At 66.7% G+C, this 14,359-nt stretch carries 12 protein-coding genes; 8 read left to right on the top strand and 4 right to left on the bottom strand.

Translation table 11 applies throughout. The features are described 5' to 3' along the window. The first annotated feature begins 144 nt into the window (after positions 1-144). From IT430_03270 to IT430_03255, 4 genes are all read left to right on the top strand, one after another. The gene (locus tag IT430_03270; protein MCC6906939.1) at positions 145-459 is read left to right on the top strand and encodes a hypothetical protein; all 315 of its coding nucleotides are present in this window, start codon (positions 145-147) and stop codon (positions 457-459) included. 228 nt (positions 460-687) lie between these two features. After that, positions 688-1,077, top strand: a complete 390-nt coding sequence (locus tag IT430_03265; protein ID MCC6906938.1) for an STAS domain-containing protein — start codon at positions 688-690, stop codon at positions 1,075-1,077. A gap of 520 nt (positions 1,078-1,597) precedes the next feature. Continuing rightward, complete coding sequence (locus IT430_03260) at positions 1,598-3,229, top strand: DUF11 domain-containing protein (GenBank protein ID MCC6906937.1); 1,632 nt, start codon at positions 1,598-1,600, stop codon at positions 3,227-3,229. A gap of 221 nt (positions 3,230-3,450) precedes the next feature. Then, positions 3,451-6,078: a hypothetical protein gene (locus IT430_03255; GenBank protein ID MCC6906936.1), complete on the top strand. Its 2,628-nt coding sequence runs from the start codon at positions 3,451-3,453 to the stop codon at positions 6,076-6,078. A gap of 68 nt (positions 6,079-6,146) precedes the next feature. Here the strand turns inward: IT430_03255 and IT430_03250 are convergent, their stop codons facing one another. Together IT430_03250 and IT430_03245 are read right to left on the bottom strand one after the other, a co-directional pair. Continuing rightward, positions 6,147-6,539: a hypothetical protein gene (locus tag IT430_03250; GenBank protein ID MCC6906935.1), complete on the bottom strand. Its 393-nt coding sequence runs from the start codon at positions 6,537-6,539 to the stop codon at positions 6,147-6,149. Between the two features lie 106 nt (positions 6,540-6,645). Next, positions 6,646-8,484, bottom strand: a complete 1,839-nt coding sequence (locus IT430_03245) for a hypothetical protein (protein MCC6906934.1) — start codon at positions 8,482-8,484, stop codon at positions 6,646-6,648. On the opposite strand from IT430_03245, the gene IT430_03240 reads away from it, so the two are divergent. Further along, positions 8,483-8,986, top strand: coding sequence for a hypothetical protein (locus tag IT430_03240; GenBank protein MCC6906933.1), 504 nt, complete (start codon positions 8,483-8,485; stop codon positions 8,984-8,986). The genes IT430_03245 and IT430_03240 overlap by 2 nt on opposite strands. Before the next feature lie 8 nt (positions 8,987-8,994). Here the strand turns inward: IT430_03240 and IT430_03235 are convergent, their stop codons facing one another. Then, complete coding sequence (locus IT430_03235) at positions 8,995-9,528, bottom strand: DUF2202 domain-containing protein (protein MCC6906932.1); 534 nt, start codon at positions 9,526-9,528, stop codon at positions 8,995-8,997. A gap of 351 nt (positions 9,529-9,879) precedes the next feature. On the opposite strand from IT430_03235, the gene IT430_03230 reads away from it, so the two are divergent. Genes IT430_03230 through IT430_03220 form a run of 3 tightly spaced genes read left to right on the top strand, consistent with a single transcriptional unit; the run spans position 9,880 to position 12,440 of the window. Next, positions 9,880-10,239, top strand: coding sequence for a PQQ-binding-like beta-propeller repeat protein (locus IT430_03230; protein MCC6906931.1), 360 nt, complete (start codon positions 9,880-9,882; stop codon positions 10,237-10,239). A gap of 19 nt (positions 10,240-10,258) precedes the next feature. Further along, the gene (locus IT430_03225) at positions 10,259-10,942 is read left to right on the top strand and encodes a hypothetical protein (protein MCC6906930.1); all 684 of its coding nucleotides are present in this window, start codon (positions 10,259-10,261) and stop codon (positions 10,940-10,942) included. A 22-nt stretch (positions 10,943-10,964) separates the two neighbouring features. Then, positions 10,965-12,440 carry a YIP1 family protein gene (locus tag IT430_03220; protein ID MCC6906929.1) on the top strand — a complete coding sequence of 492 codons (1,476 nt, stop codon included), beginning with the start codon at positions 10,965-10,967 and terminating at the stop codon, positions 12,438-12,440. 7 nt (positions 12,441-12,447) lie between these two features. Here IT430_03220 and typA read toward each other — a convergent pair whose 3' ends face one another. Beyond that, the gene (typA, locus tag IT430_03215) at positions 12,448-14,259 is read right to left on the bottom strand and encodes a translational GTPase TypA (GenBank protein ID MCC6906928.1); all 1,812 of its coding nucleotides are present in this window, start codon (positions 14,257-14,259) and stop codon (positions 12,448-12,450) included. Positions 14,260-14,359: the final 100 nt, after the last annotated feature.

The following is a 14,359-nucleotide window of genomic DNA, read 5'->3' as shown; positions in this document are numbered from 1 at the left end:
TGCGAGCATAGTAGACGCGGCGGGACGATGCGGAGCGGACTTGCCCAACCGGCGCAACCGGCACGGATTGCCGCGTGCGGGCCATCGAGTCCGAGAGTTGAGCCCTCGGTGGGCCGACATCACTGGCAGCAGGGGGTGGATGCCATGCCACAGAGCAAGCCGTCGAAGAACTTTGATCAGATCAAGCCTTTCCTTCGCATGCTCGAAGGATCGATCGACGACGCCCGCAAGCGCCGCCTGGGGCACGATTCGCTCCCGCCGTCGCCGGGTGTCGCGGGCCGCGCCGCCCCAGCGCCGGCAAGCGCCGCGCAGCCAGGCCCGGGGAACCCGATTCCGATGCCGGCCAACCACGCAGCACCGCCTGCGGCCGCGCCCGAAGCGGACCGACCGCTGCGCGCCACTCCCATCAAGCCCAAGCAGTCGCTGCACCCGACGGGCTTTCGCCCGACCGGCTCCTGATCGGGGGACTGAAGCGAAGTTCAATGGTCCGCAAACGGCGCGTCATGCGCCGCAGGGCTTTCCCACGCTCTCAGGTCAGCCCCTGTTCACATCGTCAATGGCTTCAATGGCTTATGCCTCTTCGGCCGCTGGTCGAATTGGATCTGCAGTGCAGCGCCCCGGGCTGATGGCGCCATCGGCTTGCGGGTAGGGTCCGAATCGGGTGGTGGGGAAGTGAAGGATGTGGTCATGTCAGGTCCCAATATCATCAACCCGAATCTCGCGGTGCTCGACCGGCTGGGCGAAACGGCCGTCGTCACGCTGACGATCGAGGTCCTCTCGGGCGACGAGACGGCCTTGATGCTCCGCGAACTGCTCACGAGCGTCTACCAGCAGGGCAACAAGCACTTCATCCTCGACCTGCAGAACGTCTCCTCGATGGACTCGGTCTGTGTCGGCGTGCTGGTGGAGATGCTCACGCAGATGCAGCAGACGCGCGGCGGCGGTCGGATTGCTCTCGTGAACGCCGACGGCAACGTGGCGTACCTCTTCCGCATCACGCGGCTCGATCGCGTGTTCCCGATCTGCCGAGACGTGATGACGGCGCTCACCGCCGTTGAGCACGCGAGCGCGGCATGAGCCGGCGCGGCGAAGCATGCGTCTGCTGATTCGAACACGCCTCATGGAGCGCCTGGGCCGAACGTACTCGACGCGTCGCAGTACGAGCGGCGGTGAGACGATCGGCTGCGCTGTTTGCAGTGCGTCCAGCGAGAGCGAGCCCGAGTTCGACCCTGAAGCCTCGGGGTGAGATGCTCGTTATGAAGTGGTTGCGCCGCACCTTCTTCAGCGCGGCACAGGATGAGCGCGCGGGCAAGTCCTGCAGCGTCAGGCGCTTGCTGCGCGCTGCGATCCGCCGCGCCCCGCGCAGACCGAATCAGGCAAACTGCACCAATGGCACGATGACTTGACTGAAGCATGATTGCCTCTAGCGAGGCGGCGCAATCGGCCTCGTCGAGACATCGACTGCACGATGACTCATCAGCCAGTTCGGACGCTCACCCCTAGCGCGCGTCGCGTCGGACGAGTGAGCGCAGTACACCGCCCGCGGGGTGGCCATGGCCCCGAACGGGCGCGGGAAACGCAAGAAGGGATGTGCGACATGAGAAGCAGTATCTGGAAGTTGGCGGCAGGCGCCGCAGGCGCGCTGACGCTCGTACTCGCGACGGCGTGTGAGACGACCGACGATTCGCAAACGCGCCAGGAGCCCGCCGAACCTGTGGTGCGTGAGCAGCAGGTCGCGCGGGCTGAACCGACTCCACCGCCCGCGGCGCCAGAGGCGCCTCCGGTCGCCGCGCGCGCGGCGCCGCAATGGTGGCCGACGATGAAAAACGACCGAACGATGCGCTGGACGGCCATGTGCTTCCCAACCGGCGATCCGCTCACCAGCGTGCTCGGCATCGAGAAGGGCATGCCCAACGAGACCAGGCTCAACCAGAACTTCAACTACAGGATCCTCGTCACCAATCTGACGGCCAACACGCTCGAGAGCGTCGTTCTGTACGAAGATTTCGGCCAAAACCTTGAGTACTACGCATCGACGCCGTCCGCTTCGACCGGCGGCGGGCGCATCTCCTGGGTGCTCGGCACCATGGCGCCGCGCGAAACGAGGAACATCGTCGTCACCGCGAAACCCGCAGCCGAGGGAACGGTCGGCGCCTGCGCGAGCGTGACCTACGCCACGTCGTTCTGCGCCAATGTGCCCGTCGTGTCGCCCAAGCTCAAGATCGTCAAGACCGGTCCGGCTGAAGTCGTGCGGTGCGACGAGATCGTCTACAACATCGAGGTGTCGAACGTCGGAACCGGCGCCATCAACAACGTGAGAGTGATCGACACGCTGCCCAAGGGAATGACCACCGTCGAAGGTCGCAACGTCTTCGAAGCGGCCGTGGGCACGCTCGAGGCGGGGCAGATGAAGCGCTACTCCTTCCGCGCCGAGGTGGGGTCAAAAGGCAAGTTTGAAAACCGCGCTGTCGCGACGGGCGATGGCGATCTGACGGCCGAGTCGGCTCTTGTGTCCGTCACGGCGCGCGAACCGGCCCTGGAGATCACCATGTCCGGGCCCAAGGAGATCTTCCTCGCCGTGCCGGTGACTTTCGAGATCACCGTGACCAATAAGGGCGACACGGCGGCGACGGACACGGTGCTCGAAAGCGCCACGCCCTCCGGCGCGGCGCTCGTCGCTGCTTCTGATGGAGCGACCGCAGTCGGCGGCAAAGTCCTTTGGAAACTCGGCACGATCGCCGTGGGCGCCTCCAGGAAGGTCTCCATGACTCTGCGAGGGGATCAGCCCGTCTCGCTCCGCAATCTTGTCACCGCCAAGGCCTACTGCGCCTCGGCCGTGACCGCGACTGCGGATACCGTGGTGCGCGGCATCCCGGCGATTCTGCTCGAGGTCGTGGACTTGTCTGACCCCATCCGCGTCGGTGACAACGTGACGTACCAGATCACCGTCACCAATCAGGGATCCGCGATGGACCACAACATCACTCTCGTGTGCACGCTCGAGGAGAACCAGCAATTCGTCTCCGTGAGCGGGGCGACGAGCGGAAGAGTCGCGGGCAATGTCATCACGCTTGCGCCGCTGGCGCAACTCGCGCCCAAGGCCGAGGCCGTCTGGAACGTCACCGTCAAGAACGTCACGACCGGTGACGTCCGTTTCACGGTCGCCATGCGGAGCGACAACATCACTCGCGATGTCGAGGAGACGGAAGCCACGAACGTGTGGCGGTGATTCGCCGCTGTCGGTGGCTCAAAGCACCACGCCAGTGCGGCGCCCGGAGTCGAAAGACTTCGGGCGCCCTTCGTTTTTGAGGTCCGAGGGCAGTGGGGGCGATCGCCGCCGGCACTGTTCCTTGGGAATCCTGAACGATCTTCGCGGGTTATGGTTAGGGCGCCGACCACCTGCACTCCGCGGGAGGCGGCGCGTGTGAAAGCGAGGACCATGTGGCGGGGATGCGATTGGGCCGAGTCGTTGGTGCGTGCCTGGGGGGTTTGGTGGTGTCGCTGGCGGTGGTCGCACCAGCAGCGGCCCTTGCGGCGCCGCCGGTCGATTCCGCAGCCGGTGATGACCTGAGCCGCGTGCAGGTCTCGGCGTCGAGTGCCGATCTGCTCCGGTCGATCGTGCGCCAGATGGGCTTTGATGAGGGCGAAGCGAAGTGGTCGGGCCGCTGGGCGGAGTTGATCGTGACCGATCAACAGTGGCGGGCGCTCGAGCAACTCGGCTGCGACGTGCAACTCATCGAGCGCGGCCGACCTCTGGCGGACATCATCGCTCGGCGCCAGGCGCTCCGCGACGGCCCCGATTACCCGGACCTCGCCGAGGTGCTGGCACAGATGCAGGACGCCGCGACCCAGTACCCGTCGATCTGCGAACTGGTCGATCTCACCGCTCGCTACAACGCGCCGCCGACCTTCGAAGGCCGCCACCTCTACGCGGTGAAAATCTCGGACAACGTGGCGATCGATGAAGACGAGCCGCCGATGCTCATCGTCGGCGCGCACCACGCGAGGGAGATCGTCACGCCGGTCATCTCGCTGCTGGCGATGGACAACCTGCTCAGCGGCTATGCGGGCGACCCAGCCATCCGCGACCTGGTGGACAGCCACGAAATCTGGATCGCGCCGGTGTGGAACCCCGACGGCTACAACCACGTCTTCACCGTCAACAACATGTGGCGCAAGAACCGCCGCGTCTTTGCCCAGGGAGTCGGCGTCGATCAGAATCGCAATTACCCGCTGGGCTGGGAGCGGCCGTGCTCGGGCACGACCAACCCCGGCAGCGAGACCTACAAGGGACCCAGCGCCGGCTCCGAAGCCGAGACGCAGACGCTCATGACCTGGTCCCGCGACGTGCGCTTCGCCAAAGTGATCGACTACCACTCTTCGGGACGCGAGACGCTCTACGCCTACAACTGCACGAGCCACCCATTCGAGTCGTACCTTGAGGAGGAAGCATCGGGCCTGACGCTCGCGTCGGGCTACGTCGATGCGCGCCTGCCCAGCGCCGAAGGCGAGCACTTCCAGTGGCAGGCGGGCCATTTCGGCACGCAGGCGTTTCTCATCGAGACGCACACAGAGTTTCAGCCGTCGTATCAGAGCGCGCTCGACGAGGCCAACCGCGTCTGGCCCGGCATCGTGTGGATGCTCGAGCATCACCTGCCAGTGACGGGCCGCGTCACGGAAGCCGGCAGCGGCGATCCCCTGGAGGCGACCGTCACGCCGGTGGGGGTGAATTACGTGCTGGGAGAGGGCAATTCGTCCAGCCCCCTGACCGGCCGCTTCTACGCCGCGTATCCCGCCGGCGCGTACGACGTGGCTTTTGAAGCGCCGGGCTACCAGACGCAGGTCGTGCACGTTGATGTGCAGCCCGGGTCGCCGAGCGTGATCGATGTCGCCCTCAACCGCACGCTCATTTCGTTCGACTTGCCCAGCGGCGTGCCATCCACCATTCATCCGCGCTTCGATCGATTTTCTCTGCGCATCGATGAATCCGAGCCGGGTTCGCTCGAGCCGGGCACCGCGATGCTCCATTACGGACCGCCGGGCGGGCCCTACGAGAGCAACCCGCTCGTTTCGATGGGCGGCGGCGCGTGGCTGGCGGTGTTCCCGCTCACGCCCTGCGGCGAGCCAGTCGCCTACTGGCTCAGCGCGGAGGATGTGAACGGCGTGCTGGTGGTGAGCCCCGCCGCCGCGCCGAATGAAACGTACCTCGCGCTCTCGTCGACCGGCGTTCAGACCGTGTTTGAAGACAACTTCGAAACCAGCCTCGGCTGGACGACCGCCGTCAACGGCGCCACCGCGGGCCAATGGCAGCGCGGCGTACCCGTCAACGATCCCAACTGGGCCTACGACCCCGAGACGGATGGCGACGGCAGCGGCTCGGCGTTTCTCACGCAGAACGAACTCGGCAACACCGACGTGGACAACGGCGCGGTGCTGCTCACCTCGCCCGTGTTCGATCTCTCCGCCGGCGGTGCGAGCATCGGTTACTTCTACTACCTCAATCTCACGAACGAAGACGGCAGCGACCGTCTGCTCGTTGAACTTTCCAGCAATGGAACCGGCGGGCCGTGGACGCCCGTGATCGCGCACACCACCAACGGCGGTCTCGCGTGGCGGCAGCACACCATCTCACAGGCCGACCTCGACGCAGCCAGCATCACCATGACGGCCAGCATGGCCCTGCGCTTCACCGCCAACGACGCCGGAGCGCAGTCCATTGTTGAAGCAGGCATCGATGGCGTGTCCATCACGACGTCGCGCTGCGATCCGTTCCCGATCCTCGTGGTGGGCAGTCTCGTCGGCGGCCAGTCCGGCCAGTTCGACGTCACGAGCGCCACGCCGAATCAACTGGCCTACCTGATTTACAGCCTGCGCGGCTACGGCACGACCAACGTGCCGCCGCTGGGCGTCACGCTTGATCTCGCTCAGCCCGTTCAGGCCGGCACGGCGAAACGCACCGACGGCCAGGGCGCAGCGCGCTGGACGCTCCCGATTCCCGACGTGCACAACGTAACGGTGTGGTTCCAGGCGGCGCAGCAAGGCCGGACGAGCAACGTGGTGAGGACCGTAGTGCAGTAGACCGTCGGCTTCCGCCGCCGGCTGTGGCGCGAGGGATCATGCTGGGACGTGGGCAGTTGAGTCCGCGCTTACGGACTCTTCTCGGTCCAGTAGCGCCTCACCTTGCCGTCGATGAGTTCGAAGCAGGTGGTGGTGGTTTCTTCCTTGTGGTTCCAGCCGTCGTAGAGGAAGAGGAACTCGCCGCTGCTGCTTTCGCTGCGGCGGTACTCGTAGCGCCAGATCTCGCCTTTCACCCCGTCGCGCTCGAAGGTCTTGCGAGAAGTCGGCGCGCCGAACGCGGCGTCGAGCCAGTCGGCGCTGGTTTGATTCGGCTGCACCTGCGCGAGGCTGGCGCTGGTGATGCGCCGGCCCTGCACGCTGACGGTCTTGTTGCCGCTGACGATGTTGCAGCCGCTCAGTGCGACGGCGGCGAGCAGAGTCGTGGCGAGGGTGAACTGACGGGCGCGAGTCAGAGTGGGCATGGTCCATCTCCTGGCGCTGCGGGGCGCAGCGGTAGAGGCTTTCAGCGATCATCGGCAATGCGGCAACACCACCTGCATCGCATCATAGGACGGCGCTGCCGCGAGGTTATTCGCCACTTCCGTTTGGCGCGGCCGATCGCGGCAAGGCAGTCGGAAACGGGTCCCAGCGGCTCAGATCGAAGCGCCACCGGCCCGGATCAGCGCGCCAGGGCAGTCCGGGGCGCGGGAAGCAGTCGATCGCATCGCTGCCTTCGTGCATCCGCACCAGGCCCAGATCGAGCGCCAAGCCCTCGGTCACCGCGCGCGGCAGCGAGAGCGTCACCGTCCAGCGAGCTGGTTCGAGAGCGGTCGTAACGTCGCGGGCGTCGAGCAGCGCCGATCTCTGCCAGTCGCGCACCGAGCCGTCGGGCAGGACGGTCAGCGCGATGACAGGCTCATCGAACGGGCCGAGCAGGATGGTGAGCGATTCGTAGCCGACGAGTTCGCTCCAGTGCGCGACGGCGTCGGTCGGCGGCGGTGACTGCGGCGCATCGCCCTGCGGCGGCGGCAGCGGCTGCGCGAGAGTGCAGGAAATCGTCAGTTGCCACTCGTCGGTTTCGGGATGGCGGCGCACGAGCAGCGCCGTGGGGCGCGCGGGGTCGGACGGCTCGGGCTGGCCGGCGAGCCACGTTGCCAGCGTCCAGCTGCGCCAGCGTACCTCGATGCCGTAGCCGGGCGGCAGCACCAGGGCCGACGGCGCGAGCAGCGCAAGCGTGCGATTCGTGTCGAGCACGCGCACGATCAGGCGCTCCGAAGGCGGGGCCGTGTCGCGCCCGAGGCGCGCGCGCCCGACGCTGGCGGGCGCGAGGCTCAGGTCGGCGAGCTGCCTGGGCGGATTGGCGAACGACATCGAGGCGCTCTGCGCTGCGGCCGAGAGATTGGCACAGGCCAGTCTGACTTCAAGTCCGGCGTCGGATTCGATCCACGGCGCTGCGTCGGGCTGGCTCGACAACCAGGACCTGAGGCGCAGACGCCACTCCTCATCGCGCGGCGCTTCGGTGAGGCGCGCCAGCAGGATCGCTTCGAGGCGGCTGAGATTGGCGTCCCACGCCGGCCAGGCGGCGAAGCGGGCCGGCCCGTCCCACGCCGTGCGAATGAGCATGGTTTGCAGTTGCCGCGAGAGTGATTCGTCAATGACGGTCAGGTCGCGCAGCGCCGCCATCCAGCGCCCGCTGGTCTGCCGGCCGAGGACGCGCTCGAGGGAAGTCTCGTCGGCCTCGCCCGCCGCTGCGTCGGGATTGACGTGCCGCCGCCACAGCGCGCGGCGGACTGCGTCGAGCGGCGACGTCGCGTCGGGCTCGGCGAGTTCGCTGTCGCCCGCAAATGGCGCGCTCGACGGCTCATCGGGGTCCGGCGTGACGGGCACAAGCACGGCGCGATCGGCGCCGATGTTGATTCCCGCGCCCGGCCAAGCCTGCGGATCATCGAGCATAATGACGTATGTCGCAACCGGCGCACCGTTCTGGCCCGGCCCCATCTCGTAAACCTCCGCGGGCGGCGCCGCCCACGGCCAGTGCGGGTAGCGCAGCACTGAATCGAGCCGGGGTTGGGGCGGCCGGGCGCCCAGGCGGCGCACCGGCAGCGTGACGCTGCTGCCGGCGTCGGTCCGGGCCTGCACGCTCGCCGGGGCGGCGGCAGATTCGCCGGTCCAGCGCAGGGGGATGAGCAGCGGCCGGTCGGGCAGCGTCGCGATGGAAGTCTCGAGCAGCGCGTAGCGGCCGGCGGCCTGGGTTCGCGCTTCGCCGGGGCGCTCTGTGCCGGATGATTTTCCCGTTTTGCACGCGCTCAGGCCAACGCAGACAAAGACGCACGCCAGCGCAACCGATAATCGCTGTGGCCTCCGCGCAGCGCGAGGCTTGCGGGGCGGACGTGGAGAAGGCGACGGTCTGGAGGATCGTCGGGGCATGGGTGGCGGCTGGCCCTCGTGGCTTGCCGTCACTTTAGCGCGGGCAGTCGAAGGAAGGGACGAGTCGATCATGGTCACGCCTCAGCCGCAAGGCACGCACCGCTTCGAGATCTATCTTCCCGAGGCGCGATCAGTGGCCGTGGCCGGCACGTTCTGCGAGTGGTCGCCTCAGCGCCACCTCATGCAGCGGCGCGGCGACGGGTGGTGGACCGCGGAAATCGAGATCGAGCCGGGCGATCATTCGTTCCAGTACGTCGTCGACGATCGCGAGTGGGTCGCGGACTTCGCGGCCAGCGGCGTGGAGCGCAACGGCTTTGGCTGCTGGGTGAGCCGGCTGTTCGTCAAGCCTCGCTCGAGCCGGCCGATGCTCGATCGCGAACTCGAAGCGATCGTCGAGCTCGTGCGCGAGGCGGCCGACCGCCTGCGCGACCCGGCCCCGCGCCCGCTGGCGTTTCCGCGCTCGGCCGAAGTCGCGGATGACGATGAGCGACTGGTGGCCTGAGTCTTGAATCAACTGCCCGCGCACCGTTCGAACGCCGGAAGATGATGTTCCGCGGACGCCCAGCGCAACCGTTCAAACGCGTCTCGAACGTCCTGTTGCTCAATGGTCGGCAGCAGCCGGTCGTAGAGGGCGATGTTCTCTCGCTCTGACCTGGCGGCCAGCACGCACGCTTCCGAGCGCGTGGCCGGCACTTCGAATTCGAATGAACCATACGGGTTGGCCGGCGCCTGCACGCCATACTTTTCCAGCAGCGGAGTCAGCAACATCTGATGACGGCGCTCGGCCTGGACAATGTTGACGAACGGTCTGATCTCACCCATCGAGGAGATGATCTCTGCATACAACGCCTCGGCGCGGCGTTCGTCGTCCAGAGCGGCGAGCAGTGCCCGTTGCGTGGGTTCGTCGAGCATCGCCACGCGTTGCGCGTCGGCAGATTCGCTCAGTGCCGTGGAGCTTGCGTTCTGGCTGCTGCACGACATGCTGACGCCGGTTGCCAAGGTCAGCATTACAGCGTGGCGGGATCTCATTGAAGTCGCTTTCATGGTTCACTTCCCGTCGAGTGATCGCTGGCGGCGCCTGGCCGCTTGTGGTGTGTACGCTGGCACTACCTGAGTGTCACCCGACTTACCACGCGCGGCTACGGGGAATCTCCCCCCGAATCTGTGGAGTGTGAAATCAGCAACACGGCCTCTCCGAACGCATCCTCCCGCGGTGCATCGAGTCTCCGGGTCGGAGCGATTGTCGGCGGGGCTCACGACGTCCACAGCGCGTCTCAAGAGCCGTGTTTTCGGACAGGTCGTCTCCAGCGGACGTGCGAAGAGTCTGCTACGGATAGGATTGCTCCGATAAGGCAGCAAGTCTTGTGCTTTGGGGGGCCAGCAATGGCTTCGGAAATGGCTCAATCGTCCGGAACGGCGGAGCGTCGAGTCGAAGATCTCATCTTCGTCGGCTTCAACTCGCGCGTGGCGGCCCTCGATCGCTACAGCGGCGAACTCGTCTGGCAGTGGAAAAGCCCCAAGGGCACCGGGTTTGTGTCGCTGCTGCTCGATGGCGACCGATTGATTGCATCAGTGAACGGCTACACGTACTGCCTCGAGCCGCTCTTCGGCCAGCAGGTCTGGGTCAATCCGCTGCGCGGCTTTGGGCTCGGCGTGCCCTCGCTGGCAAGCGTGCGCGGCATGACGGGCGCCAGCGGCATGGGCGCCCGCGCGGCCCAGCAGCAGCGCGCCGCCGCAGCGGCCGCAGCGGGCTGATGCATCAGGAGAGCGATACATGACCGACTCGGACATTCCGGATTTCAAGCCGATGACTCCGCCGCCCGGGCCCGGCGAGGATGGGCCGCGCGCAGGAGACGTCGTGCGCGTGCCGCCGGTGGGCACGGCCCCGCCGACGTATCGGCCGCATTACGAGCGGCTGCAGGAGTCGGCCTGGCCGCGCGTCATCGGCATCATCTGCATCGTCTTCGGCTCGCTGGGTTCACTCGGCGGCTTCTGCGGTGCGCTGGCGAGCCTGCTGCAGGGGGTGTTCTCAAGTTGGGCGACGCAAGCCGGTCAGCCCCAGGCGATGGCGGACGCGGCGGCGCGCTACACGCCGTATCTCGTCGTGGCCAACATACTCACGCTCGGCGTGGCGGTCGTGCTGCTCGTGGGTGGAATCGGCCTGGTCAAGCGCCGGCGCTGGTCGCGCATGGCGCTGCTGCACTGGTCGTGGATGAAGATGCTGGTGGCCGTCGTTGGCGGGGTGCTGGGATACCTTGTGCAGCAGGCGCAGTTTGAGGCGATGCAGAACGATCCGGGTATCTCCGGGCAGATGCCGGCTATGTTCGGATCCATCATGCGCACTTTCGGTGGCGTGGGGCTGGTCTTGCAGATCACTTGGTATTGGGCGCTGCCGGTCTTTACGCTCGTCTGGTTCAACCGGCGGCCGATTCGGCACGAGGTGAGCCAATGGAGTTGATCGCAGCCCGCGGAGCAGCGCGATGAACTGCAAGACCTGCGGCTATGCGCTCTGGAACCTCCGCGCCCGGGTGTGCCCGGAGTGCGGCCAAGGCTTCAGCCCGGCGGATTTCGAGTTCGCGCCCACGAGCGTAAAGTTCTGCTGCCCGCACTGCAATCAGGAGTATTACGGCACCGATGCGCAAGGCCACCTCGTGCCGCGCGAGTTTGAGTGCGTGACGTGCACGAAACCCATCACCATGGATGAGATGGTGGTGCTGCCGGCGCAGGGCCTGCGCGAGGCGGACACGGCGCCGTACCAGGTGCCGTGGCTGGTGCGGCTCGACAAGGGGCGCCTGAGCACGTGGTTGCGCACCGTGGGCTGGGGATTCGGCATGGCGCCGCAGGTCGGGCGGTCGCTGGGAACACAGGCGGGCGCCGGTGCGGCATTTTCGTTCGGCTCGAGTGTGCTCTTCATCATGGTGCTGCTCTTTGCGGGGTGGTTTGCAGCGATTATGTTTGCCAGCAGCACATCGGGCGGATTCGCGCTGCAACTCGTGGTCGGCGCCGGCGTGTCGCTTCTCGGGTCGCTGGCGGTCGCCGCGGCGCTGCTGGGCATCGTGATTGCCATGGCGCACGGCGTGCTGCGCATGATGGGCGAAGGCACGCGCGGCATGGGCCGCAGCACGGAGGCGATCGCCTACACGACCGGGCCGATGCTGACCGGCGCCGTCCCGTGCATGGGCATCTACATTCTGCCTCTCGGGTGGATCTGGTGGATGGTCAGCAGCGCCCTGGCGCTGGCCGAAGCGCAGAAAGCCCGGACCTGGAAGTGTTTCGTAGCGATGGCCGTGCCGGGCGTGGTTCTGCCGGGCATTCCGATCGCGTCGGTGTTCATTTCGGTTTTCTCGTCGATCGGCGCTTTCAGCGCGGCGATGCCGCCGGCTGGTTCCGGTATGGGCACGGACTTTTCCGTGACGATGCTGGGCATGGCGTGGCGCTCGCAGGCGGCTATGCAGGGCGGTCCCGTGACGGCGCACGGCAGCGCCTTCATGACCGGCGGGTTCGTCACGCCCAGCGCCTATCTGACCGCCGACTCAACGCTGTCGCCGGCGGATGTGCCCATCGGCTCGCACACGCTGGCCGACTTCTCCGCCGGCGCGCTCTCGCCGGCACAGCAGCAGTCCATCGACGCGGCGGGCGCAGCGCTTTCCCCTGCGACGATCGCGCACCGCGTGGGCGACATGGTCTTCACCTACCACGGCGTGGACCGCGGGCCGCAGTCCGATCGGTTGTGGATCGTCATCGCCTGGCCCGATCGCACGGGCGCGGCGGCGCTCGATCCAACGTACGAGATTGTCGTCGGCCGGGCCGACGGCGAGACACGCACTTATGCCGTGGCGGACTTTCCCGCGCAACTGCAATCCCAGAACATGATCCGAGCCCAGCAGAATCTGCCGCCGCTGCCCATGCCCGACACCATCACGCAGCAGCAGCCGGCCCTGGCGCCGGAGCGTTAGGCGAACATCACGTCGCGACGGCCCTGGCGTTGCGATTCACGCGGCGGCGCTCGGCTTCGCTGAGCAGGCGCTTGCGCATGCGGACCTCGTCGGGCGTGATCTCGACGAGTTCATCATCCTCGATGTACTCGAGGGCCATTTCGAGGGTCATCTCGCGCGGCGGCTTGAGAACGATGAGTTTTTCGGCGGAGACGGCGCGGACGTTGGTCAGCTTCTTAAGGCGGCAGACGTTGACCTCGATGTCGTTCTCGCGGTTGTGCTCGCCGACGACCTGCCCGGCGTAGACGTGGTCGCCGGGTTTGACGAAGAACATGCCGCGGTCGGCGAGGTTTTCGATCGCGTAGGCGGTGACGGCGCCGGTGTCGGCCGAGACGAGCACGCCGCTGCTGCGGCCGGGCACGCTGCCGCGCAGGTTTTCGTACTCGTAGAAGTTGTGATGGATGATGGCGGTGCCGTTGGTGGCGGTGAGGATGCGCGAGCGCACGCCGATGAGGCCGCGCGTGGGCACGGTGAATTCGAGATAGGTGCGCTGCACGCCGGCGTCCATCTTGATGCACAGGCCGCGCCGGCCGCCGAGCAGTTCCATCACCGGACCGACGTGTTCGTTGGGCACGTCCACGACGCACAGTTCGATCGGCTCGGCCTTCTTGCCGTTGATCTCGCGGTAGATGACCTTGGGCTTGCCGACGGCCAGTTCGTAACCCTCGCGGCGCATGTTCTCGATGAGCACGCTCAGGTGCAGGATGCCTCGGCCCGAGACGTGAAACTCGTCGCCGCCCGCGCCGCTCTCGACGCGCAGGGCCACGTTGCGCTGCAGCTCCTTTTCAAGGCGGTCGCGCAGGTGCCGGCTCGTGACGTACTTGCCGCTGCGACCCATGAACGGCGAGTCGTTCACGCGGAAGGTCATGTGCAGCATCGGCTCATCGACGCGGATCATCGGCAGCGGTTTGGGATTCTCGGGATCGGCGATGGTGTTGCCGATGTCAACGTCTTCGATGCCTACCACGGCGGCGATGTCGCCAGCGAGCGCTTCATCCACCTTGGTGCGGCCCAGGCCGTCGAAGACGAAGAGTTCGCCGATGCGTTCGTTTGTTCGGCGGCCGTCGCGATGGATGACGGTCACGGCCTGGCCGGATTTGAGCCGACCGGCGAAGATGCGGCCGATGCCGATGCGCCCGACGTAATCGCTGTAATCGAGCGTAGTGACGAGCATCTGCACCGGCGCGTTGACATCGACCTGCGGCGGCGGGACGTGGTCGTGGATCGCGTCGAAGAGTTCGAAAATGTTCTCCGGCCGCTTGTCCGGGTCGCGCGACGCCCAGCCGTTGACGGCCGAGGCGTAGATGATGGGAAAGTCGAGCGTCTCATCATCAGCGCCGAGTTCGATGAACAGATCGAGCACTTCATCGACGACTTCGGCCGGCCGGGCCTCGGCGCGGTCCATCTTGTTGATCACCACGATCGGCCGGAGCTTGTACTCGAGAGCCTTGCGCAGCACGAAGGTCGTCTGCGGCATCGGGCCCTCGAAGGCGTCCACGAGCAGCAGGCAGCCGTCGGCCATCATGAGCACGCGCTCGACCTCGGCGCCGAAGTCGGCGTGGCCGGGCGTGTCGATCAGATTGATCTTCGTGTCCTTGTAGTTGATGGCGATGTTCTTGGCGAGGATGGTGATGCCGCGCTCGCGCTCGAGGTCGTTGCTGTCGAGGATGCGCTCGCCGCGCAACTGCGAGTCGCGGAACTGGCCGCACTGGCGGAGCATCTGGTCGACGAGGGTGGTCTTGCCGTGATCGACGTGGGCGATGATGGCGAGATTGCGGATGGTGACGGTGTCGGCGGGCACGGCTGGCGTTCCGGGGTGCGTGTGAACGGTGATTGTAGGATGCACGGGCCCGCGCGCGGGGGAGGTGGATAACCGAATC

The organism is Phycisphaerales bacterium, assembly GCA_020852515.1.
Classification (GTDB): domain Bacteria; phylum Planctomycetota; class Phycisphaerae; order Phycisphaerales; family UBA5793; genus UBA5793.
The sequence above is the reverse complement of the archived record's forward strand: the minus strand, read 5'-3'. Positions and strand labels throughout refer to the sequence as shown.

Bases quoted from the DNA above. Each gene is read 5' to 3' on its own strand.
- IT430_03270 (MCC6906939.1), top strand. From the start codon at position 145: ATGCCACAGAGCAAGCCGTCGAAGAACTTTGATCAGATCAAGCCTTTC.
- IT430_03265 (MCC6906938.1), top strand. From the start codon at position 688: ATGTCAGGTCCCAATATCATCAACCCGAATCTCGCGGTGCTCGACCGG.
- IT430_03260 (MCC6906937.1), top strand. From the start codon at position 1,598: ATGAGAAGCAGTATCTGGAAGTTGGCGGCAGGCGCCGCAGGCGCGCTG.
- IT430_03255 (MCC6906936.1), top strand. From the start codon at position 3,451: ATGCGATTGGGCCGAGTCGTTGGTGCGTGCCTGGGGGGTTTGGTGGTG.
- IT430_03250 (MCC6906935.1), bottom strand. From the start codon at position 6,539: ATGCCCACTCTGACTCGCGCCCGTCAGTTCACCCTCGCCACGACTCTG.
- IT430_03240 (MCC6906933.1), top strand. From the start codon at position 8,483: ATGGGTGGCGGCTGGCCCTCGTGGCTTGCCGTCACTTTAGCGCGGGCA.
- IT430_03245 (MCC6906934.1), bottom strand. From the start codon at position 8,484: ATGCCCCGACGATCCTCCAGACCGTCGCCTTCTCCACGTCCGCCCCGC.
- IT430_03235 (MCC6906932.1), bottom strand. From the start codon at position 9,528: ATGAAAGCGACTTCAATGAGATCCCGCCACGCTGTAATGCTGACCTTG.
- IT430_03230 (MCC6906931.1), top strand. From the start codon at position 9,880: ATGGCTCAATCGTCCGGAACGGCGGAGCGTCGAGTCGAAGATCTCATC.
- IT430_03225 (MCC6906930.1), top strand. From the start codon at position 10,259: ATGACCGACTCGGACATTCCGGATTTCAAGCCGATGACTCCGCCGCCC.
- IT430_03220 (MCC6906929.1), top strand. From the start codon at position 10,965: ATGAACTGCAAGACCTGCGGCTATGCGCTCTGGAACCTCCGCGCCCGG.